The organism is Labilibaculum sp. K2S, assembly GCF_030372765.1.
In the GTDB taxonomy this organism is placed as follows: Bacteria; Bacteroidota; Bacteroidia; order Bacteroidales; family Marinifilaceae; genus Labilibaculum.
In genome coordinates this window covers 547,581-569,590 of record NZ_JAUCMW010000002.1, presented here as the reverse complement: position 1 = coordinate 569,590, position 22,010 = coordinate 547,581, and the positions used below count along the sequence as shown (strand labels likewise).

Genomic DNA, 22,010 nt, shown 5'->3' with positions numbered 1-22,010 from the left:
TCAAATAGAAAAGGATCGGCATTAGCCGATCCTTTTTACATTTGTGTAGTTTTAAACTCGATGCCGAACAATGAGATATCGTCTATTACAGCCTTATTCTTTTTTCCAATGTCAATGTGCTGTATCAGATCTTTAAAGGTATCTGAGATATTTTTTTGTGTTGCGAACGTTTTGGTTAGGAATTGAACTCCTACTTCCATTTGGTCATCTCTTTCCAGTTCTATTAACCCATCGGTATAGCAAAGTAGCTTTGAATGCTCATTAATCGTAATTTCTCCAATTGATATGGCTGGGATTTCATCGAGCATACCCAAACCAATACATCCTTTTTTTAGTAAGGTAGTTTCTCCTTTTTCAAAATTATAAAGCAGTGGAGGGTGATGGCTTGCATTTACATATTTTAGTTTTCTTGTGGTGTAATTGTAAATTCCAATAAAAAAGGTCAGGAATTTCTCGCTGCTTGAGCTGTCGCACACTTTTTGGTTCAATTGAACCATGAGTTCATCAAGGGGTATTTCCGGCCTGAAAAGCGCCCGTAATGTAGCCTGAAAATTAGACATGATTAAGGCTGCAGGAATTCCTTTTCCTGAAACATCACCAATACAAAATCCCAATTCCTGATCGTTAAAGTTGATAAAATCATAATAATCGCCGCCAATTTCATAGTGTGGCTGATAATATCCACAGGTAGAAATATATTGATTTTGCGGTAGGGAGCTCTGATTGGGAATGAGAAGGTTTTGGATTTTTGAAGCCAATTCCATTTCCTTTTTAAAAGCTTCCTGAATCAATAATTGTTTGTAGAGTCGCTTGTTCTCCATTGCGACAATAATAATGTTGGAAATGGTTTGTATAAAGCTAAGGTGTTTGATTGCCGGGCTCATTCCTTCCATTTCTTCATCGATATCACCAATTAGGATGTATGCAAGTACTGAATTTTTGTGGATGACCGGAATAATAAAATCAAAAGACCAGAACACTTCGGGTAAATCACGTGAGATATAGGTAATTTCAGAAATACTGCTTAGGTGCTTTCCAATTTTGATCTTATCAATGCATTCTTTTGAAATGCCGGACACCAATAATTTTTCCCAGCGGGAACTAAATTTGTAAACCGCAATTTTCCCAATCTTAAGATCATTAAATAAAATATGCTTATACTGTTGCAAAAGCTCATCAATTGATAAGTTTTCATTAATCGCTTGAGTAATTTTAAGGATTAAATTGAGCTTAAATTTGCTGTTGACAGATTGTTGCTTGATCACGATAGGAGATTTATGTTCCATGCTAATTTAAGAAATATCAAATCATCAGCCAATCGGAAATATGAAAAAAAAAAAGGATTCCATAAAGAATCCTTTTTTGATGATGAGTTTATATAAAACTATGCTTTTACACGCTCCGAATAAGAGTGGTCACGTGTGTCAATTTTAATTAAATCGCCTGTGTTAATAAATAAGGGAACCATTATGGTAGCACCACTTTCAACAGTTGCCGCTTTTAGCGATGAGGTAGATGAACTATCACCCCGTAAACCTGGTTCGGTATAAGTAACTTCCATTACAACATGAGCAGGAAGATCAACATACAATGGAGTTTCTGTATCTGCATGAAAAACAGCCTCAACCATTTCACCTTCTTTTAAAAGGTCAGCGGCATTAAACAATTCTTCAGGTAAAACAATTTGCTCATATGTTTCCGTATGCATCAAATTATATCCCATATCATCTTTATAAAGGAATTGATGAGGGCGTCTTTCGATACGGGCGATGTCAATTTTAACACCAGAGTTAAACGTATTATCAATAACCTTACCTGTTTTAACATTTTTAAGTTTTGTTCTAACAAAGGCAGGACCTTTACCTGGTTTTACGTGTTGGAATTGAACAATGGTATATAAATCTCCTTTATAGTGGATACACATTCCATTTTTAAAATCTGTAGTAGATGCCATGATATAATATTAATTTTTAATAATCATTTCTAAGAAAAGAAAAATTTCGTTTTCTTTTGAGTTTTGCAAAAATAGGGTAAACAATTAATATTCTGAAATATTATAAGGCTTTGTTTGAAATAGATACCTTGGAAATGGCAAAAAATTAGTCGTTATCCAAGAGGGAGTCATAGGAGAAATCTGAAAAATTAATCAAATCGCAACGCAAAGAACCGATAAAAAGATCGAATTGTACGCGAACCGGAATTCGGTTTGCATCGGCAGATATCCAAATAGTCATATCATCTTCATCTTTAAATGCTCTACCTGTTGCTACAATTGGTATGAACTTATAACAGTTTACATCTCCAATTTTGCTGTTAATTGTTTCATATCCCATGAATCGGAATTGAAGAAGAAACAATTCATCAGAGAAGTGAGTTTGAATTTTCACTACTTCTCCAACTTTTAGATTTGAATTGAAATGATTGGCTCTTGCAAAGTAAAAAGCCGATAAAATATCATGTATTCCTTCCGGTACCTTATGAATTCCGGAACGTGTAGAGTTCACTTCATTCTTTTCCCGGTCAAAAACGATTTCAGTATACCTTTTGTAATTTCCTTCGCGAATATCTCTAATTGCTTTTACTGGTAATAAAGTTTCAGGATTAATAAAGCTTTCGTAAGTATCTTTTACTTTATACAGCGAATTGAATAATCCGATGGTTTTCCCTGTAAGAGTTGCATGATACAGATCTTTGCCATCTATTTTTTCACTTCTGATTTTTAGGCTTGCTTTTCCTCCTCGAATAATTCCATAATGTATAACATATCTTAGATTTTCCCCTTTTTCAGTATCCTTAACAGGAAAATCGGCCAATAAAAGTGTATGGCTTAGAAAAATTAGAAGAATGCTAAGAGATAATTTATGCATATGAATTATTGTTGGTTCTTAATTAAAGATATTCTTTTTAGGAGTAGTAGCAACAAAATCTTTCAAATAAAAGGGCTCAAAATAGGCTACATCTTCAAATTCTTGATTTTGAAATTTTATTTCAGCAAGTTCAATCATTCCTATCGCCGATGGTGTTACATTATCAAGAAAGATGCCATTTTTATTTTTAATCACTTCTTTGCACTTGGAAGAACCATCACCGAAGAATATAATTTCTCTTTCCGATAGCTCTTTCGAGTAGGAGCTTTCATCAATAATATCAGCAGAGATATCTCCAACCAATTCATTTTTGCAATTAAAAAAGGCAGTGTAAACTTCCATTCTTCTGGCATCAATCATCGGACAGTAATAGGCTTTTTCAGGATTAGTCAATAGAGAAGGTATATCCTTATTCTTAAGCAATGGATTTGTCATTGCCTGTAAAGTATTTATTGAAATTAGAGGCAGGTTAGCTCCGTAACAAATCCCTTTGGCTGTTGATACACCAATACGTAAGCCTGTATAAGAACCGGGGCCCATACTAATAACAACACCGTCTAAATCGGTTGGAGTTAAATTACTCTCCTTTAAAATGTTTTGAATAAAAATGGTTAGGTGAGTTGCGTGTTTCATTCCTTCTTTCGTTTCCTTAAGAGCGAGTAAATCACCATCTTTCCCTAATGCAACAGAACAAACCGCTGTTGATGTCTCTATATGTAATAGTAATGCCATTTGATAAAATTTAAAATCAATGCAAAATAAAGGATAAAATACTAATTGTGAACGATAACAGTTCAAATATATGACCAGTGTACTATCCGAATTCATTAAAATGAAAAAAAATATACTTTTTAAGCACCATTCTATTACTAAGACAAATAATTAGAAGGAAACACTTACCTGATAAAAAAAACTCTCAACCCGAAATGGACTGAGAGCTTTTTTGAACTTGAAACTTGATTATAAATTTATTTCGATGCCATTATAGAAGTCAAGAATTTTGGTGCGGAATATGTATTCGTATTTCGCTTGCAGTAAATCTGATTTAGATTTGAAAAGGTTGTTTTTTTCCTGATTGTAATCCACAGAATTTACCAAGCCTAGGTTGAATTTTTCTTCGGTGTAACGGAAGGCTTCTTCGGTTGAAGAAACTGCAGTTTCACTAGAGAAAAACTTTTTCATTGCAGCCTTTGCATTGGCATGTGCCTGTTGAATATCTTTGCGTAAAACGTTTTTAGAGTTCTCCATATTCAATCTGGAACGATCAATATTTACTTTTGCATTGCTGATATTTCGATTAACGATTCCACCATTAAAAATAGGAATGCTTAAATTGAATCCAAAGCTTTTAGATTCAAATAATCTTAGTTGATCATTCAACTTCATTTCTTTTCTGATCATTATCGGACTTCCGTTCGAAGCAATGCCATATTCGGGTTGGTTTCTGCGATAACCTGAATTCCATGATCCTGACATTGATAGAGTTGGGGTACGTTGGCCTTTGGCAATAATCAAACCTTTCTCAGAACTTTCCAAACGGTATTGCGCAGCTTTCATCTCTGGTCGGAAAGTCAGAGCATTAATGAAAACAGATTCAGGATCAGCCATTGATCTGGTTGCATTTAAAACAGGGAGTTCTGGTGTCTGGATATCAAAACTTTTTGTGTCTTCTAAGTCCAATAACTGAGCCAAATCAAGCAAAGCGATATCAAGAGCATTTTGTGCGTTAACTACAGCAAGATCTTCGCGTGCAGCCTGAGCCTTTTGTTCCATTAAGGTTCCCTTTGGCAGAGTTCCTGCTTCCACTAATACTTCGGTTCTTTTTATTTGAAGCTCAGTAACTTTTAATTGTTCGTGTGCTACCTGAAGAAGTTCTTTTTTAAATAAAATATCTAAATAGTAGGATGTGATATTCAGCGCCAAATCTTCTTTTGCTTTTTCTACATCTTGCAAATTGGCTTTAAGATCCAACTCGTTTTGTTTTACTGAATTCCACTTCTGAAAGCCACTAAATAAAGTTACTCTGGACGAAATACCAAGAGAACCTGTTTGACTGTTTTCGTTTACATACGTATTTTCAGCGCTTAGTGAACGTCCGTAGTTAAAGTTGTATCCCGTATTGCCATTTAAGTCTGGTAAAAGATCCAATTTTGATTGCCTGGTATTGTTTGCCTGAATATCAGCATCCAGTTTTTGTAGCTTAAGGTTGATGTTATGTTCCTTTGCATGCGTTATGCATTTTTCCAAATTCCATAATTCCTGAGCATAAATACCAGAAAAAGAAAAGGCAAAAACAAGGACAAGTAATAATATTTTTTTCATGTGTGTATGTATTTTTTTGATCCGACAAAAACTAGTTCTTCCGTCATTAATTTAATAAGGATAAATTAAAGATGCTTATTAAAATTTTCCACTGCAATGGAAATTTTTTCTAGTTTTTCTTTTCTTTTATTTCTTCAATTTTTTTTCTTTTTTCTCCTTTAAGCTTATCGTCTTTTGTGATGCCTTCTAAAACTTCAATGTTGATACCATCAGAAAGGCCAGTTTTAATAAACCTCTTTTCGAATTTTTGTTCAGAAGTTTCTATTTCTACAAAAGTTGAATCATTTTTAAACTCTAAAAGACTTTCGTTTACAGCCAATACTTTTTCTCTTTTGTCAAGAACAATTTCAGCATTGGCACTGTATCCCGAGCGAATAAAAAAATCTTTCCTAAGCTTAACAGAGGCTTTTATTTCGAATTGGATGGCGCCATTTTCTTCTATCCCTTTTGGCGAAATGTATTCCAAATGAGCATCAAATTTCACATCTTCAATAGCTCCAATGGTTAATTCCAGATTCATTCCCTGAACAATTTTTCCAACTTCGGTTTCATCAACTTTACCTTGAAAAATCATTTCGCCCATGTCAGCGACAATGGCAACCGTGGTTCCATCATTAAAAGTATTGCTTTGAATTACTGAATTTCCTTCTTTTACCGGGATATCCAGAATCATTCCTTCAATTGTTGAACGAATTATGGTATTTGTAGCTTTTGCAGAACTTTTAGTTACACCTTCTTTAATTAACTGCAGATTATCTTTTGCTGATTGTAACTCTTCTGTAGAATTTCGGAAAGATAATTGTGTCTTTTGGAAATCAGATTCTGAAATAACTTTTTTGTCAAACAAAGCCTTATCACGGTTGTAGTTAATTTCTTTATCCTCGTAATTAATTTGGGCTACTTTTACTCTCGATTCAGCGCTATTCAAATTAATCATATCAGGAATGATCTTTATTTTGGCAATAGGATCGCCTTTTTTAAGCATATCACCAGCTTCAACATATAAAGTTTCAATAATTCCGGAAACTCCCTGAGGTTTAATTGCGATTTCTTTTCTTGGAACAACAGATCCGGTTGCAACCGTCTTTTTAATAATATCTGTTATTTCAGGTGATTTTGTGTTGTAAATCACTGGTTTATCTTGTGATTTTTGATATAGGAATCCAATGGTTCCTATGAAAAGAAGGATAAAAAAGACAACCAATACAATTCTAAAAACTTTTTTCATGACTAGTATTATTTTCGGATTATGAACTATTTTTTACTCGTATCTCAATGCATCAACGGGTTTAATTCTGATGGCTCTTTGTGCTGGAAGCAATCCAGCCAAAACGCCAAAAAAAACTAAAACACCGAGTGCTATAAATGCAACATTAATATCAACATAAGGGTTTAAAATTTGCGGATTAGGACTTCCCTCGGTCATTTTACCAATTCCTTCTACAATTAGTACACCCAAAACCAGTCCCCAGAATCCCGCAAAGGTGGTTAAGAAAACTGATTCGTTAATGATTTGACCAACGACTTCACGCGGACTGGCTCCAATGGCACGTTTAATACCTAATTCTTTGGTTCTTTCTTTTACCACCACGTGCATAATATTGCTAACCCCAATAATACCTGTAAGAAGAACTCCAAAGCCGATCACCCAAAATAGAAACCCAATGCTGTTAAAGAGTCCAAATATTTTATTGAACAGTTTTGCTATATTAAAGTTTCCTATTGCCTGTTTGTCATCAGGATGAATGGAGTGTCTTCGTGCCAAGATATCAAAAATACTGTTCTGAAGTTCTTCAACCGACTCACCTACTTTGGCAGTAGCTAGGAAGGAATAGAATTTGTCCCCTCTGTTATACATTCTCTGAAGAGTGGTGTAAGGCAATTGAATAATATCATCACGATTACCCATGTTTTGGCTTAATGGCTTAATGGTTCCTACAATTTTCAAATAGATTCCATTCACCTTAAGGTATTGGCCAATTGGATCTTCATCTTTATCAAACATCAGTTCCTTTACTCTCGGACCGATAGTAATAACTTTTCTATTTTCTCTTAAGTCATTTTCATTAATAAATCTTCCTGCCGTTATATCTACGGGATTTACCATGTTCATCTCAGGAGAGGTTCCTTTTATTCTGAAATTTCCTTTTTTATCTTTTCGAAAGGTGTTATTCGTTGCATTGCCACTCCAACCATTGATTTCGGGAGCAATATTTTTTAATTCAGGAACAGATTGTTTAATAGCAACCAAATCTTCATTTGTGAACTGGTAGAATCTGTTTCGAGGCAATCCTTTGTAAGGTTTGGTTGTTCTTTCTACCCAAAAAACCGTTGAATTGGTCGCAAAGTTACCCAACGATGATTGAATATTATTTTGAAAACCTCTGCCTATACCAAGCAGTGTTACCAGAATTAAGATTCCGAACATTACTCCGAGACCGGTAAGAATGGTTCTTAACTTATTCTTTTTTAGTGCAGTTGTAATCTCCTGCCATTTATCCAAATCGAACATTCGCTGATCGTTTTATAAGTCTGATTAATTACTCCTTTTAAATTGTACTATTCGTCTCTTAAAGCTTCAATTGGTCGAATTGACGCCGCTTTTCTTGCTGGAAAAAATCCAGCTAAAGCTCCAGTAACTATTAATACAATGGTTGCACCTATAGCTATCCCCAAATCAACCTGTGGATTTAAAAAGTAGATTGCTGCGGGCGGATATATTTTGTAAATAAGATCAAATTTGTTGATTACCTCCAGTAATCCGACTCCGGTAATCAAGCCAACGTAACCAGAGGCTGCAGTTATAAATATGGCCTCCATTAATATCAGTCCAACTACTGAGCTTGGAGAAGCACCAATTGCTTTTCTAATTCCGATTTCCTTGGTTCTCTCCTTAACAACAATCATCATGATATTGAAAACACCGATTACACCTAATAAAATGGTGAAAATTCCAATAATCCATACAAACATTTCAATTGCACTAAATAGAGAACTAAATTGTTGAGAGTTTTCAATGTTATTTTGAATCCAAAGAGCATTTTTATCTTCACGGCTAAATCCATGACGTGCCGCCATTTGGTAGGTGATGAATTGTTCAACCTTTTTACTTTCTTCAACAGAAATATCCTGCAAGGTGAATGAAATTCTACGAAGGTAATCGTTGTTGTTGAATATTTTTTGAGCAACGGTAATTGGAATGTAAATTTCTCTGGAATTATCATCGAAACTTGGTTGATTAAAAACTCCAACTACTTTAAATTTGATGTTGTTGATTGTGATTAGTTTGTTGATTGCTGTTTCTTTTGGGAAGAGAACTTCTTTAACAACATCCTGTATCGCAACAACTTTTCGGTTTTCTTTAATGTCTTTTTTGTTTAGGAATCGACCTTCAAGCATATCAAAGTTTTTAATCTCTTTGTATGTGTCGTGAACGGGGGATACATTAAAGTTGCCGTAATTATTTTTGTATGATATGGTTTCTGCTCCGGGAATGTAGGACATTGCTGAAATGACATCCAATTTATCAATGGATCTGCCAAGATCAAGATAATCCGCATTAACCATTTGAATTCGTTTTCCTTCGGGAGTTCCTTTGTATGCTTTGGTTGTTCTTCCACCATATATTTGCATACTGTTGGTTGCATCTTGTGCAAAAACTGAAGTCATTCCATTTCTAAGACCTCGTCCCGCACCCAAAAGAAAAATCAACATGAAAATTCCTGTTGCCACCGAGAAACCGGTTAGAACGGTTCTGGTTTTATTTTTACTAATGGTACTAAATATTTCTTGCCATTTATCTCTGTCGAACATAGCTTTATTCTAGGCGTTTAGGTTTAGATAGTGTGGTTATTCTTGAGGAACTCTGATAGTTTCCTTACTATTGATTTTATTATTCTCAATAATAGATTCAATTCGACCATCTTTTAGATTAATAATCCGATCTGTCATATGGGCGATATCGTTCTCATGTGTTACGATGATTACGGTAATTCCAGATTGATTGATTTCTTTTAGGAGATCCATTACTTCAATAGATGTTTTTGAATCTAATGCCCCAGTAGGTTCATCGGCTAAAATAATCTTTGGTTGTGTGATCATTGACCGGGCTATGGCAACTCTCTGTTTTTGGCCACCAGAAAGTTCATTTGGCATATGTTCTGCCCAGTCTTTCAATCCCATTTTGTCAAGATAGTCTAAGGCCATTTTATTTCTCTTTTTTCGGGCAACCTTTTGGTAATATAATGGAAGAGCGACATTTTCCATGGCGTTTTTAAATGAGATCAGGTTAAAAGACTGGAATACAAAACCCAGTAGATTGTTTCGAAGCTTAGCAGCTTTTGTTTCGCTCATGGATTTTATTTCTTGATTATTCAAAATGTATACTCCTTCATCATGATTGTCTAAAAGACCAAGTATATTAAGAAGCGTAGATTTACCTGACCCGGACGATCCCATTATGGAAACTAATTCGCCTTCTTTTATATGCAAATCAATTCCTTTTAAAACGTGAAGTTTATTAGTACCGGTAATATACGATTTGTGAATGTTTTGTAATCGAATCATAATAGCTATTGGTATTAAAAATAAATCTGTATACAATATTAATGTTATTACATTTTATTGCAAACAAAATTAGACAAACATGTTTACCTATCGACAAACCAGCAATTATAACTGATAATGTCTTGTTTTAATCGATAAAATAACAAAAAAAATATTCACCCCAAATTAGTGTTAATTTATCAATTGGTGTGCCACAGGACTAATTGTGTTGGCATTTAGTGTTTTGCATGTGAAATGGTTTGTGAAATTTTGTGTTTTGTGTCCACTTATATTACATTGAGTGTACGATAACGTACGTTGGGTTTGGTATTATGGGAGTAATTTCGTGTGCGTTATCTTAATAAATGTGAATAAATACGAAGGGATAAGTGCAAAGCCAAATACTTAGTGTAATTTTAGGTTCTATAAATGGAAAAAATGAAGTGGAATAGCTTACTATCAGCAAAAAGGTTTGGTCAGGAAGACCAATTTTCTTCTGTTCAGCAGAAAGATATCAGATCTCAATTTCAGCGCGATTATGATCGATTAATATTTTCATCTCCTTTTCGTCGCTTACAGAATAAAACACAGGTATTTCCGTTACCCGGAAGTATTTTTGTGCACAACCGCTTAACTCATAGTCTTGAGGTTTCCAGCGTAGGACGATCACTGGGGAATGCACTTGCCGACAAGCTTATTCAGCTTGATTTGGTCGATGATTCTCATTTAATTAAAGAAATTGGAAGTATTGTTGCCGGAGCTTGTTTGGCTCATGATTTGGGCAATCCTCCATTTGGGCATTCGGGCGAGAAAGCATTATCTCATTTCTTTTCGGATGGGAAAGGGAAAGACTTGCAAGATAGATTTACTCAGGATGAGTGGTGTGATTTGACCAACTTTGAAGGAAATGCGAATGCGCTTCGATTGTTAACCCATGCATTTCACGGAAGACGAAAGGGTGGTTTTGCATTAACTTACTCGAGTATTGCATCTATCGTTAAATATCCCTGGGAAAGTAACAAGATTGAGGTTGTAAAGAAAAAAAAATATGGCTTTTTTCAAGCCGAAAAGGCAGATTATATTGTAATTGCCCAAGAGCTGGGTATTCCTGAACTGTCATCAGGAATATTTGCCCGTTTTCCATTGGTTTATTTAGTGGAGGCAGCTGATGATATTTGTTATCAAATTATGGATATTGAAGATGCTCATAAGTTGAAGATACTAAGCACGGAAGAAACCAAGGATTTGTTGTTGAGTTTTTATCATCCCGATAAGGATAAAACTATTCTGAACCGAATTGATGAAACCAGTAAGGAGGTTACCGATATTAATGAGCAAATTGCATACATACGGGCAGGAGTTATTGGGAAATTGATTTCGGAATGTGTAGGTGTGTTTGTCGATCATTATGAGTTAATAATGGAAGGTAAATTTCAATCAAGCTTAATTAAAGAGATCAATGAAATTTCGCTGTTTGCCTATAAAAAGTGCACTCAGGTTGCTGTTTCACGAATCTATCGTCATCGTTCGGTTGTAGAGATAGAACTGGCTGGGTATAAGATTTTAGGAACTCTGCTCAATGAGTTTGTTTCTGCCGTTTTGGAACCCGAAAATTTTTATTCCAGGAACCTTCTGTCATTAATTCCTGAGCAGTATAATTTGAGCGGCGAATCTGACTACGAGAAAATTATGTCTGTTCTTGATTTTATTTCAGGAATGACAGATGTTTTTGCTTTGGATTTGTACAGAACCATAAAGGGAATAGAACTACCAGGTATTAATTAATGGATGAACTTAATTGCGAAAATGGAATTCTAAAATTGACTTTAAAATGTATCAAATGAGAAAAATATATTCTTTAATAGTGTTGCTTATTTTGTTGGCACCTGCCGTATCCGCGCAAAGTGATTGGGTAAAGTCCGGATCGGAAAAATCAAAGATTAGCTTTGAATTGCCCGAAAATCCGATTGTTCAGGATAAGGAGCTGAATGGACTAAAAATAGAGGTTTTTAGTTATAAAGATGCGGCAACGGTTTTTGGAGTTGTAGCTTCCGATTTTTCAGAGGTAGGTTTGGATTTTACTTATTCTGATCCCTCGGAATATTATCAGGAAATGAAAGAGGGGAGTCTGGTAACCGGAAATGCGATTCTAATTTCGGAAAACTCCGTAGCGTATCAGAAAATGTTAGGGAAGGAAATTGTTTATACACAATTGGTTGGTGAGCATGAGTATACCTACTACAAACGATTTTTCTTTCGAGGTAAGTTTATTTATCAGATTGCTATTGGAGGACCATCAAGAATGAAGCAATTTTTAGTTGATAAAAAGAATCTTTTTTTTGATACTGTAGAGTTTAAAGATTAGTAAAACAAGCCATATTGTAATTTCACATTACGCAGGTGTGAACTGAAAATACGTTTTTAGAAACCCATATTACGTAATTATTAAATCGTACCAAATCGTCTTGATTTTGTCCTTTAATCCGCTTATTTTTATGTTACCAGAAAAATAATAATACTTGGATTATGAAGATTTTAAGAATGATTAAAGAATTGTTCTCTTTCTCAAGAGATGAGGATTTTGTTGTGGTTGATTTAACTACAAAAATGATTCAGTCGATGAATACTAAAGACTGGGGCAGATTGCAGAATAAGAAGAATTATATGGTGATAAAATAATCGGAAATTTTTGTTTGTAATTTATTCCGCAGGATTTTAGATTGGAATTTCTTGCTTCTTACCATTTTAACAGCAGATTTAACGGGGGATTTGAAAAATTACAATCCCCTCATCCATTCCGGTCTCAACTGTGCGTTGGCCGGATCGTCCAAAACACCATTAATACGATTCAGCATTTCTTGCTTGTCGCGGGGGAAGTTTCCGCGCAGAATCAAATAATTAGAAGCATGATCGCTTCGAAAAATAGACTGACTTAATTCCAGGTTTTCGATAAAAACTTTCATTTCGGCTATAAGTTCGATGGTATTGAGAGGAATAAAGTCACCATTGAATTTTTTTATGAAATGATCTTCTCCGTAAGGGTGACTGAGAACTAAGGTAGAGAGAAATTCGGGTTGAATTTCGTTCACTACTTTGGCTGAGTTAAGGGCATGTTGCCGAGAATACTTTTTACCACCCAAACCATTTAGTATCATCACCGAAAGTTTAATGCCAGCTTTTCGGGCCCGCTGCAGGGCATGACTCGTGCTTTCAAAATTTTCTCCCTTGTTAATTGCCTTTAAAAGCTCATTATCTCCCGATTCTATGCCTACGTATAGTAATTTCAGCCCTTTTTCAGCCAAAATCCGCAGCTCTTCATCAGTTTTTGCTTCAATATCTTTCGCAATGGCATAGGCCGACACTCGGGTTAAGCGGGAAAAAGCACTTTTAAGCTTATCCAATAATCGGCTCATTTTATCGAATGAAAGAACCATCGCATTGCCGTCAGCTAAAAAAACTTTGCGGATGTTATTGGCTTGAGCCGATAAGGAATCAATTTCAGCAAAAACATCTTCATCCTTGCGTAAAGTGAAGTTTTTACTGCTGTACATTTCGCAAAAGGCACATTTGTTCCAGGCACAGCCTAAGGTAACCTGCAAAATCAGAGAGAAAGCCTCACTGGGTGGTCGAAATAAAGGTTCGTGATAATTAATCATGTGGCAAAAGTATCAAGATTCAATGAAAAAGAAACAAGGATGCAAGGAGAAAGGAAAAAGATTCAAGGGGCAAGTACCAAGTGAAAAGTTTAAAGAGGTAAACTTCAGGTTGACTTATATCTTAAAATTTGAAATTGTCCCTTTCCAGGGGAGATGCCGACAGAGGAGCGCTTTTATCAAGATGCAAGGATCAAGAATAGAGTTTATCGCAAGAATACCTGAAAGATACTTATGGGAAAGGGTGTTAATTTTTAATTACTCATTTATAATTCTTAATTCATCATTACATATTTTCCTATCTTGCATTAAAAATGCAACAAAATGGAAGGGAAGTCTGTATGCATACGAGTGTCGGGTAGGGTACAGAATGTTGGATTTAGGTATCATGCCAAAGAGGCAGCAAAGCGTTTTGGTGTTAAGGGGTTTGTGCTAAATCAGCCGGATGGAACAGTTTATGCAGAAGTTGTTGGGACAAATTTGGGCGTTGAATTGTTTTGTGAGTGGTGTAGAAAGGGATCTGATTGGGCCAAAGTGAAGGATGTTTTTATTAGTAATTTGCCGGATCAGGATTTTACGGATTTTGTCATAAAATAAAAAAAGCTTCTGATAAAATCAGAAGCTTGTGTTGACCCGTAAGGACTCGAACCTTAAATGCCTGGACCAAAACCAGGTGTGTTACCATTACACCACGGGTCAATTCCCGTTCAGTCATTTCTGACTAAGACGGTGCAAATATAGTAGAAATATTTGTTAGGCAAAACCAAAAAATGCAAAAATATTGCAGACTTTTATTCGTTGTTGTTGTTATATATTTGTAATTATTCTGATTGTCAATTTGAAAGGGTAGAAAAGATGGAGCAAAAAAAAATAGAATCATTAACAGGAAAGTGGATTTATGAGGAAGATTACGGTTATGGAAGTGCTAAAGGAGAGCTTTTATTGACTCAAAACGGGAGAAAATTGAGTGGTAAAATCATTTTTTCTGAAAATGCAGAAGATGAGGAGACGTTCATGATTCAAGAAAAATTGGAAGGTGAGATCAATTTAAATCGAATTCAGCTAAAGGCAATCGAGTATGATGTTATTCACTCTGATTTTGATATTCGTTACGAATTGGATTCCTGGGATGGCATGTTGATTAATGAGACAACAATTGAGGGAGATAGTTTAGATGATCAGGGAATTTCGGGTAGCTTTAAGTTTGAGAGGATTGTTGAGAAATAAACATAAAGGATAAAATAAAAAAAAGCTTCGAAATATTTCGAAGCTTTTTTATTGTTGACCCGTAAGGACTCGAACCTTAAATGCCTGGACCAAAACCAGGTGTGTTACCATTACACCACGGGTCAATCATAATCGTCCTTTTTGCAAAGAACTCTGCAAATGTAATACTTTTTTTATTTGCTCAAACAAAAAGTGTAAAATTTTCAAACAGAATTCGGGGGAACTGTTAAAATTGACTATTTTCGTTCAAAATATTATCCTGCATATCGAATATAATAAACAAAAAATACACACAAGATGAAATCTAATTACAATGTGGTTAATAATGTGTTAGGCTGGATGGCTTTCGTCATTGCTGCACTTACCTACTTGTTTACTATGGAGCCTACAGCCAGTTTGTGGGATTGTGGAGAATTTATTACTACCGCCTACGGATTAGAGGTTGGACATCCGCCAGGAGCACCTTTGTTCATGATTATGGCGCGTTTTTTCTCTCTTTTTGCTCCCGGTTCCGCTCAGGTAGCCTTATTGGTGAATTCTATGTCGGCTTTAGCATCGGCTTTCACAATCCTGTTTTTGTTTTGGACCATTACACATCTTGCCAAAAAGTTAGTGATAACCAATGGTGAAATCTCAAAAGGAAATTTAATTGCCGTAATGGGAACCGGAATGGTTGGAGCGCTTGCTTACACTTTTTCTGATACATTTTGGTTTTCGGCAGTTGAAGGGGAAGTATATGCTCTGTCATCACTGTTTACGGCGGTTGTTTTTTGGGCAATTTTAAAATGGGAAAATGTTGCGGATGAGAAGTATGCAAACCGATGGATTATTTTAATTGCGTATTTAATGGGATTGTCGATCGGTGTTCACCTGCTGAATCTTTTGGCTATTCCTGCAATTATATTTGTTTACTATTTTAAAAAATATACGCCTACCCGAAATGGAATAATAGGAGCATTTTTACTTTCGGTTCTTATTTTGGGTGTTGTTATGTATGGGGTTATTCCCGGAGTAATTACAATTGCATCGTGGTTCGAGTTGCTTTTTGTAAATCAATTTGGTTTGCCGTACAACACTGGTGTGATGTTTTATGGGGCAACACTTATTGCACTTGTTGTTTGGTTGATTAACTTTTCCATTAAACGTGGAATGGTGGTTTTGAATACGATCGTAACAGCTTTTGTGGTGATCATGATTGGCTATTCTTCTTTTGCCATGATCGTGATTCGCTCTTCGGCTAATCCACCAATGGATGAAAATAATCCGGATAACGTATTTGCTTTGCTTTCCTATTTGAATCGGGAGCAATACGGAGACAGACCTCTTGTGTATGGAGAGTATTACAATGCTCCTGCAGTTGATCTGATTGAAACCAGTCCTGTTTACATTCAAAAGAAGGATAAAAATAATAAGGATAAGTACGTTATTGCATCACACAAACAGGAATATAAATTCGATTCCCGTTTCAATACCTTATTCCCAAGAATGTATAGTTCCCGGGCAAATCATGTTCATGAATATGAATACTGGGGAGATGTAAAAAAGAACAATCCAATTCAGGTTGGCGATGAGACTCTTTATAAGCCAAGTTTTGGGTCAAATCTTCGGTTTTTCTTGACCTATCAGGTGAATCACATGTATTGGCGGTATTTCATGTGGAATTTTGTAGGCCGCCAGAACGATATTCAGGGACATGGCGATATCCTGAATGGAAACTGGATTTCGGGGATTCCTTTTATTGATGAAATGAAAATTGGAAATCAGGATAAGTTATATCCTGAAATGGCAAATAAGAAATCAAGAAATACTTATTTCTTTTTACCGTTTATACTTGGTTTAATAGGTTTGTTCTATCATTATAAATCGAGCAAAAAAGGCAAACAGGATTTCTTTGTGGTGATGTTGCTTTTTATTTTTACAGGTTTGGCAATTGTTGTTTACCTGAATCAATCACCTTATCAACCACGTGAACGTGATTATGCATATGCGGGTTCATTCTACGCATTTGCCATTTGGATAGGTTTTGGGGTAATGGGTTTGTATCAATGGTTGAGTAAAAAAGGACCATCTGTTGTTACTGCAGGAGCAGTTACTGCTGTTTGTTTAATTGCCGTTCCTGGATTATTGGCTCAGCAGAATTTCGATGACCACGATCGTTCGGGAAGATATGCTACTTTGGCCTATGCAAAAGATTATCTAAATTCTTGTGCGCCTGATGCTATTTTATTTACCTATGGCGATAACGATACCTTCCCGCTTTGGTATGCGCAGGAAGTGGAAGGGATTCGAAGAGATATCCGGATTGTAAATTTGAGTTTACTTGCCGGTGATTGGTACATCAATCAGATGAGACGAAAAGCCTACGATTCCGATCTGATCCCTATGTCGCTTACTGCGGATAAAGTGGAACCAGGTATTCGCGATCAGGTTCCTGTTGTAGAGCGATTAAAAGGACAAGAGCTTTTGAGTGAGATGATAAAATTCGTAGGAAGCGATAAGGATGCTGCAAAAGTAGAAACTCAATCGTGTAAAAAGCTTAATTATTTCCCTGGCAGAGATGTTTATATTCCTGTTGATTCGGCTAAGGTGCTTGCAAATGGTACTGTTCAGCCCGAAGATGCTCATTTAATTGTAGACAAGTTAGAGTGGAAGATTAAGAGAAGTTATTTGTATAAAAATGACATCATGGTTTATGATATCATTGCAAATAACAATTGGGAACGCCCTGTTTACTTTTCTGTAGGAATGGGGACTGAGAGCTTTCTTGGCTTAGAGAAATATTTTCAGTTGGAAGGTGCTGCTTATCGTTTGGTTCCAATTGAGACAAAACCGGAGCGAAATGGTATTGGCCATGTGAATACTGAATTATTGTATGATAATTACATGAATAAATTCACTTTTGGCGGGATAAAAGATCCGGACGTATATGTTGATCAATTTCATATTTTGACAGTGAATATCATGTCGTTCAGAGCGAATTACAGCCGTTTGGCCAGTGCTTTAAATGACGAAGGAAAGAAAGAAAAAGCCATTGATGTTTTGGATAGATGCATGGAAGAACTGCCAACCAATAAAATACCGGTTGATAATACACTGATTGGATTCATTCAGGAGTATTACAGAGCAAATGCAGTAGATAAAGCAAATGCTTTACTGTTGGAAGTGGCACAACAATCATACGATAAAATGAATTACTTCTTAAGTTTGGATGCTCAGCATGCCAATGCTTTTAGATCAGAACAGGAGCGTGAAGTGCGGGTTGTGCAAATGCTTTTAGGTTTAGCTGATATGGGTGAGCAAACTAAGTTGAGGGAAGATTTGCAATTAAAATTCGAACTGCTTTTTAAGTCTGCTGCAGGAGAGTAAAAGATTTATAATATACTTTAAATGGCTGTCTTCATGTAAAGACAGCCATTTTTTATGTCGTTTTTTGATTTCCTAAATCAAAGTAATTCATCTTTCTACAAACTTATGCAAAGCGTTCATCTGTAAAAAAGAATATTGATGACTATATTGATCTTGAAATATCGAAAGTCTGTTAAGGTTTTTTCACATAATACAAATCAATTCTTTTTGCCAAAAGTGGTAACTTCGCTATCTGTACCATAAAATCTAACCTTTATTTTGATAATATATGAGTAAGTACCAAAAAACAAATATTATTGTCGGATGGATATCATTTGCAATAGCTGCTGTTGTTTATTTTTTAACCCTTGAACCTACAGTTAGTTTTTGGGATTGCGGAGAATTTATAACTTCCGCTTATAAATTAGAAATTGGACACGCTCCGGGAGCACCATTTTTTCTGCTGTTGGCTCGTTTTTTCTCCTTGTTTGCTTCGGGTACCGAAAATGTTGCTCTCATGATAAATTCCATGTCTGGTTTGGCAAGCGCTTTTACCATTCTGTTTTTATTCTGGACAATCACCCATTTGGCAAAGAAACTTATTGTTACAGGTGAAGAAATATCGGGATCTCAGATATGGACAATTATTGGAAGCGGATTTATTGGAGCCATGGCTTACGCTTTTTCTGATACTTTTTGGTTTTCAGCTGTTGAAGGAGAAGTTTATGCTACATCTTCACTGTTTACTGCAGTTGTTTTCTGGTGCGTTTTAAAATGGGAAAACGAAGAAGGCAAGGCTTATGCAAACAGGTGGTTGATTTTAATTGCATACCTAATGGGTTTGTCTATTGGTGTTCATCTTCTGAATTTATTGGCAATTCCAGCTATTGTAATGGTTTACTATTTTAAGAAGAACGAACCAAGCAGAAATGGAATTTTAAAGGCATTGGGTGTTGCTTTGCTTCTTTTGGGTGGTGCAATGTATGTTATCATTCCAGGTGTGGTGAAAGTGGCTTTTGCTTTCGATTTATTCTTTGTGAATGTAATTGGCCTGCCATTTAATTCAGGCGCTTATATTTTTATTCTTTTACTGATTTCGGCTCTTGTTTGGGGCATTAGATATACTGTTTCTCATGGTAAAGTGGTCTTGAATACATTACTTACTGCGCTAACAGTTGTTCTAATTGGGTATTCGTCTTATTCGCTGATCATGATTCGTTCGGCGGCAAATCCTGGTTTGGATCAGAATAATCCGGAGGATCTGTTTTCTTTACTTTATTATTTAAACAGAGAGCAGTATGGCGATAATCCTTTGGTGTATGGCGAATATTTCAATGCTCCGTATGATGAAAAGGAGAGTTATGTAGATGGCAAAGATGTTTACATTAAAAAAGACGGGAAATATGTAGTTTCTTACACGCCAAAGAAACCAAACTATAGTAGTTCTTATAAAACAGTGTTCCCTAGAATGTACACCAAGGGAATGACAGGTAGGAATCCCGAAGAATATGCCAAATGGACAGGGCTCAAGGCTGATCAGAAAACAAAACCGAGCTTTGCACAGAATATGGACTTCTTTTTTAGCTATCAGGTTAATTACATGTACATCCGCTACTTTATGTGGAATTTTTCCGGTCGTCAATCCGACCGGCAGTCCTATAGTGGTGTTGTTGATGGAAACTGGATTTCCGGAATTCCATTCGTAGATAATTATCGTTTGGGTGATCAGAGTCTGAGACCTGAGCATATGACTAAAAATAAGGGGAGCAACAAGTATTACTTTTTACCGCTTTTGTTAGGCTTGGCAGGATTACTTTATCAGTACAAAAAAAGTACTAATGGAAAGAAAGATTTCCTTGTCATTTTTTTGCTGTTTTTATTAACCGGATTAGCCATTGTTGTGTATCTGAATCAACCTCCATTGCAACCTCGGGAAAGGGATTATGCTTATGTTGGATCATTTTATGCCTTTGCCATTTGGATAGGCTTAGGATTTCTTGCAGTACTTCAGGTTTCTAAAAAAGTGCTTCGAAAAGATAAAGTCGCTATTCCTATAGCATTCACTCTTTGCTTTTTGGCAGTTCCTGCTTTGTTGGCGCAACAAAATTGGGACGATCATGATCGATCGGATCGATATGTGGCAAGAGATTTGGCTTACGATTATCTGAATTCCTGCGAGCCAAACGCAATCTTATTTACGATGGGTGATAATGATACTTTCCCTTTGTGGTATTTGCAGGAGGTGGAAGGTGTTCGAACTGATGTTCGCGTTTGTAATTTGATGTATTTAACTGCCGATTGGTACATCGATCAGATGAAACAAAAGAACTATGATTCCGATCCTTTACCAATTTCTCTTACTAAAGAAAAATATCTGGCGGGTAAGCGCGATGTTGTTTATGTTCTTGATGATCCGCGTTTGAAGGCTTATGTTGAGAAAAATGGAGGATTGGATCTGAAAGACGCGATAGAATATGTTGCGAGTGAAAAGGAAAGTACAAAAAAAATATACGGATACGATGAGCGGATTGATCATTTCCCGGCAAATAAATTTCGCCTTGTAATTGATAAGGAGCAAGTCGTAAAGACCAATACTCTTCCAGAAAAAGATTCTGCAAAAATTGTGAATCAAATGGAATGGGAAGTGAAAACAAACTACATAGATAAAGGTGGTTTGATTCTTTACGACATGTTGGTGCAAAACAATTGGAAGCGACCTGTTTATTTTTCCATAACAGTGCCGTCGAGCGGATATTATGGATTAGAAGACTATTTTCGCTTGGAGGGTTTTGCCTATCGACTGGTGCCTATCAAATTTGAAAATGAGGAAATGCAGATTGGTGGTGTAAATACAGATGTAATGTATACCAATTTGATGAATAAGTTTAAATGGGGAAATATGAACCATCCGGATGTTTATATCGATGAAACGACTTCCCGCTTGTGTACTAATATGAGGAATAATTTTCTGCGGCTATCAGAAAGTTTATTGGATGAGGGAAAAAGAGATTCTGCAGTTCAGGTGCTTGACAAATGCATCGAATTGGTGCCTAATGAGAAAGTACCCTTCGATTATTTAGCCATTCTTATGGCCCAGTCCTACTATCGTGCAGCGGAGGATGAAAAAGGCAATCAGATGATTCAAACCATATTAAACCGATTGGTACAGGAATTGGATTATTATATGACCCTAACTCCGGTTTCTACTTCCGAATTCCCTCGGTTAAAGAGCAGGAATTTGGCTTTGTTGCAGGAGTTGTATCGCATTACAAATCAGTACGATCAGAAGGGATTGAATCGGAAAATTGAATTGGAATTTAAAAGATTATTAGAAAGCTATAAAAAGGGATGATGAAGTTGAGATGGATGAGGGCGCCGGGGATATTCAGGATCTTATTTCCGGACTTTACATGGCGATACAATTCCGGAGTAAAAAAGGTTTATCTGACATTCGATGATGGACCCATTCCGGAATCTACTTTGTGGACATTGAATATGTTGAAGGAGAAGAATGTGAAAGCTACCTTTTTCTGCGTAGGCGAGAATGTTCATAAATATCCAGAATTGTTTCAAGAAATTATTCATGCAGGTCATTCAGTAGGAAACCATACGTACAATCACTTAAGAGGCTGGTCTGCTGATACACAACTGTATATCGAGAATGTGATTATGGCTTCGGATTTAATAGATTCCAAATTATTTCGGCCACCTTATGGTCAGATAAAAAAGTCTCAGGCAAAACACTTACTCCCAGAATATAAAATTATTATGTGGGATGTTTTGAGCGGTGATTACCGGAAGGATATAAGCCCGGAAGAGTGCTTGAATGATGTTCTTAAAAAGGTTCGTCCCGGATCCATTATATTATTCCACAATCATTTGAAAACGGAGGCGAATATGCGTTTTGCAGTGCCTCGGTTGATTGATGAATTGAAGCTTCGGGGCTACGAGTTTGATGTTTGCCAGTAAGAAATCAAAAAAACATTTCTTTTCCATCAGGTAAACTGCAATTGAATACGTAAATTTGCTCTCGATCAAACTATTAATACCA

General features: G+C 36.0%; 18 protein-coding genes and 2 tRNA genes. 8 read left to right on the top strand and 12 right to left on the bottom strand.

All coding sequences use genetic code 11. The annotated features are described in order from the left end of the window. Positions 1–35: 35 nt before the first annotated feature. The 9 genes from QUH73_RS05515 to QUH73_RS05475 form a co-directional block, all read right to left on the bottom strand. Positions 36–1,286: a GAF domain-containing SpoIIE family protein phosphatase gene (locus QUH73_RS05515; RefSeq protein WP_289529454.1), complete on the bottom strand. Its 1,251-nt coding sequence runs from the start codon at positions 1,284–1,286 to the stop codon at positions 36–38. Positions 1,287–1,384: 98 nt separating this feature from the next. Further along, complete coding sequence (gene efp / locus QUH73_RS05510) at positions 1,385–1,954, bottom strand: elongation factor P (protein ID WP_101310267.1); 570 nt, start codon at positions 1,952–1,954, stop codon at positions 1,385–1,387. 145 nt (positions 1,955–2,099) lie between these two features. Next, on the bottom strand, positions 2,100–2,867 hold the full coding sequence (locus QUH73_RS05505; RefSeq protein ID WP_289529453.1) for a DUF3108 domain-containing protein: 768 nt from the start codon (positions 2,865–2,867) through the stop codon (positions 2,100–2,102). 18 nt (positions 2,868–2,885) lie between these two features. Further along, on the bottom strand, positions 2,886–3,599 hold the full coding sequence (gene tsaB / locus QUH73_RS05500; protein WP_289529452.1) for a tRNA (adenosine(37)-N6)-threonylcarbamoyltransferase complex dimerization subunit type 1 TsaB: 714 nt from the start codon (positions 3,597–3,599) through the stop codon (positions 2,886–2,888). A 228-nt stretch (positions 3,600–3,827) separates the two neighbouring features. Next, positions 3,828–5,189: a TolC family protein gene (locus QUH73_RS05495; RefSeq protein WP_289529451.1), complete on the bottom strand. Its 1,362-nt coding sequence runs from the start codon at positions 5,187–5,189 to the stop codon at positions 3,828–3,830. A 109-nt stretch (positions 5,190–5,298) separates the two neighbouring features. After that, positions 5,299–6,417, bottom strand: a complete 1,119-nt coding sequence (locus QUH73_RS05490; protein WP_289529450.1) for an efflux RND transporter periplasmic adaptor subunit — start codon at positions 6,415–6,417, stop codon at positions 5,299–5,301. A 33-nt stretch (positions 6,418–6,450) separates the two neighbouring features. Further along, a complete protein-coding gene (locus QUH73_RS05485) occupies positions 6,451–7,701 on the bottom strand; it encodes an ABC transporter permease (RefSeq protein WP_289529449.1) in 1,251 nt (416 codons plus the stop codon). A gap of 47 nt (positions 7,702–7,748) precedes the next feature. Next, positions 7,749–9,002, bottom strand: coding sequence for an ABC transporter permease (locus QUH73_RS05480; RefSeq protein ID WP_289529448.1), 1,254 nt, complete (start codon positions 9,000–9,002; stop codon positions 7,749–7,751). Positions 9,003–9,038: 36 nt separating this feature from the next. After that, positions 9,039–9,755 (bottom strand): ABC transporter ATP-binding protein, encoded by a 717-nt coding sequence (locus QUH73_RS05475; protein WP_289529447.1) that lies wholly within the window; start codon positions 9,753–9,755, stop codon positions 9,039–9,041. A gap of 417 nt (positions 9,756–10,172) precedes the next feature. Between QUH73_RS05475 and QUH73_RS05470 the strand changes: the two genes are divergently transcribed. The 3 genes from QUH73_RS05470 (at position 10,173) to QUH73_RS05460 (ending at position 12,413) form a co-directional block, all read left to right on the top strand. Next, entirely contained in the window at positions 10,173–11,519 is a 1,347-nt protein-coding gene (locus QUH73_RS05470) for a deoxyguanosinetriphosphate triphosphohydrolase (RefSeq protein WP_289529446.1), read from the top strand. A 55-nt stretch (positions 11,520–11,574) separates the two neighbouring features. After that, complete coding sequence (locus QUH73_RS05465; protein WP_289529445.1) at positions 11,575–12,099, top strand: hypothetical protein; 525 nt, start codon at positions 11,575–11,577, stop codon at positions 12,097–12,099. A gap of 161 nt (positions 12,100–12,260) precedes the next feature. Next, positions 12,261–12,413 carry a hypothetical protein gene (locus QUH73_RS05460; RefSeq protein ID WP_156195472.1) on the top strand — a complete coding sequence of 51 codons (153 nt, stop codon included), beginning with the start codon at positions 12,261–12,263 and terminating at the stop codon, positions 12,411–12,413. 98 nt (positions 12,414–12,511) lie between these two features. On the opposite strand, the gene QUH73_RS05455 is transcribed toward QUH73_RS05460, so the two are convergent. Then, positions 12,512–13,390 carry a radical SAM protein gene (locus tag QUH73_RS05455; protein WP_289529444.1) on the bottom strand — a complete coding sequence of 293 codons (879 nt, stop codon included), beginning with the start codon at positions 13,388–13,390 and terminating at the stop codon, positions 12,512–12,514. A 321-nt stretch (positions 13,391–13,711) separates the two neighbouring features. On the opposite strand from QUH73_RS05455, the gene QUH73_RS05450 reads away from it, so the two are divergent. Then, a complete protein-coding gene (locus QUH73_RS05450) occupies positions 13,712–13,984 on the top strand; it encodes an acylphosphatase (protein ID WP_289529443.1) in 273 nt (90 codons plus the stop codon). Between the two features lie 31 nt (positions 13,985–14,015). Here the strand turns inward: QUH73_RS05450 and QUH73_RS05445 are convergent. After that, positions 14,016–14,086 (bottom strand) — tRNA-Gln (locus QUH73_RS05445). A gap of 156 nt (positions 14,087–14,242) precedes the next feature. On the opposite strand from QUH73_RS05445, the gene QUH73_RS05440 reads away from it, so the two are divergent. Further along, positions 14,243–14,614 (top strand): hypothetical protein, encoded by a 372-nt coding sequence (locus QUH73_RS05440; RefSeq protein WP_289529442.1) that lies wholly within the window; start codon positions 14,243–14,245, stop codon positions 14,612–14,614. Between the two features lie 54 nt (positions 14,615–14,668). On the opposite strand, the gene QUH73_RS05435 is transcribed toward QUH73_RS05440, so the two are convergent. Further along, positions 14,669–14,739 (bottom strand) — tRNA-Gln (locus QUH73_RS05435). 172 nt (positions 14,740–14,911) lie between these two features. Here QUH73_RS05435 and QUH73_RS05430 point away from each other — a divergent pair. The 3 genes from QUH73_RS05430 to QUH73_RS05420 all read left to right on the top strand — a co-directional run bounded on the left by QUH73_RS05430 (position 14,912) and on the right by QUH73_RS05420 (position 21,928). Beyond that, entirely contained in the window at positions 14,912–17,980 is a 3,069-nt protein-coding gene (locus QUH73_RS05430; RefSeq protein ID WP_289529441.1) for a glycosyltransferase family 117 protein, read from the top strand. Between the two features lie 268 nt (positions 17,981–18,248). Beyond that, complete coding sequence (locus tag QUH73_RS05425; RefSeq protein ID WP_289529440.1) at positions 18,249–21,311, top strand: glycosyltransferase family 117 protein; 3,063 nt, start codon at positions 18,249–18,251, stop codon at positions 21,309–21,311. Beyond that, positions 21,311–21,928, top strand: coding sequence for a polysaccharide deacetylase family protein (locus QUH73_RS05420; RefSeq protein WP_289529439.1), 618 nt, complete (start codon positions 21,311–21,313; stop codon positions 21,926–21,928). The genes QUH73_RS05425 and QUH73_RS05420 overlap by 1 nt, the downstream gene beginning before the upstream one ends. The last annotated feature ends 82 nt before the right edge of the window (positions 21,929–22,010 follow it).

Coding starts and splice junctions, on each gene's coding strand:
- QUH73_RS05505 (WP_289529453.1), bottom strand. CDS start 2,867: ATGCATAAATTATCTCTTAGCATTCTTCTAATTTTTCTAAGCCATACA.
- QUH73_RS05440 (WP_289529442.1), top strand. CDS start 14,243: ATGGAGCAAAAAAAAATAGAATCATTAACAGGAAAGTGGATTTATGAG.
- QUH73_RS05490 (WP_289529450.1), bottom strand. CDS start 6,417: ATGAAAAAAGTTTTTAGAATTGTATTGGTTGTCTTTTTTATCCTTCTT.
- QUH73_RS05425 (WP_289529440.1), top strand. CDS start 18,249: ATGAGTAAGTACCAAAAAACAAATATTATTGTCGGATGGATATCATTT.
- QUH73_RS05450 (WP_289529443.1), top strand. CDS start 13,712: ATGGAAGGGAAGTCTGTATGCATACGAGTGTCGGGTAGGGTACAGAAT.
- QUH73_RS05430 (WP_289529441.1), top strand. CDS start 14,912: ATGAAATCTAATTACAATGTGGTTAATAATGTGTTAGGCTGGATGGCT.
- QUH73_RS05475 (WP_289529447.1), bottom strand. CDS start 9,755: ATGATTCGATTACAAAACATTCACAAATCGTATATTACCGGTACTAAT.
- QUH73_RS05455 (WP_289529444.1), bottom strand. CDS start 13,390: ATGATTAATTATCACGAACCTTTATTTCGACCACCCAGTGAGGCTTTC.
- QUH73_RS05495 (WP_289529451.1), bottom strand. CDS start 5,189: ATGAAAAAAATATTATTACTTGTCCTTGTTTTTGCCTTTTCTTTTTCT.
- QUH73_RS05470 (WP_289529446.1), top strand. CDS start 10,173: ATGAAGTGGAATAGCTTACTATCAGCAAAAAGGTTTGGTCAGGAAGAC.
- QUH73_RS05485 (WP_289529449.1), bottom strand. CDS start 7,701: ATGTTCGATTTGGATAAATGGCAGGAGATTACAACTGCACTAAAAAAG.
- efp (WP_101310267.1), bottom strand. CDS start 1,954: ATGGCATCTACTACAGATTTTAAAAATGGAATGTGTATCCACTATAAA.
- QUH73_RS05465 (WP_289529445.1), top strand. CDS start 11,575: ATGAGAAAAATATATTCTTTAATAGTGTTGCTTATTTTGTTGGCACCT.
- tsaB (WP_289529452.1), bottom strand. CDS start 3,599: ATGGCATTACTATTACATATAGAGACATCAACAGCGGTTTGTTCTGTT.
- QUH73_RS05480 (WP_289529448.1), bottom strand. CDS start 9,002: ATGTTCGACAGAGATAAATGGCAAGAAATATTTAGTACCATTAGTAAA.
- QUH73_RS05420 (WP_289529439.1), top strand. CDS start 21,311: ATGAAGTTGAGATGGATGAGGGCGCCGGGGATATTCAGGATCTTATTT.
- QUH73_RS05460 (WP_156195472.1), top strand. CDS start 12,261: ATGAAGATTTTAAGAATGATTAAAGAATTGTTCTCTTTCTCAAGAGAT.
- QUH73_RS05515 (WP_289529454.1), bottom strand. CDS start 1,286: ATGGAACATAAATCTCCTATCGTGATCAAGCAACAATCTGTCAACAGC.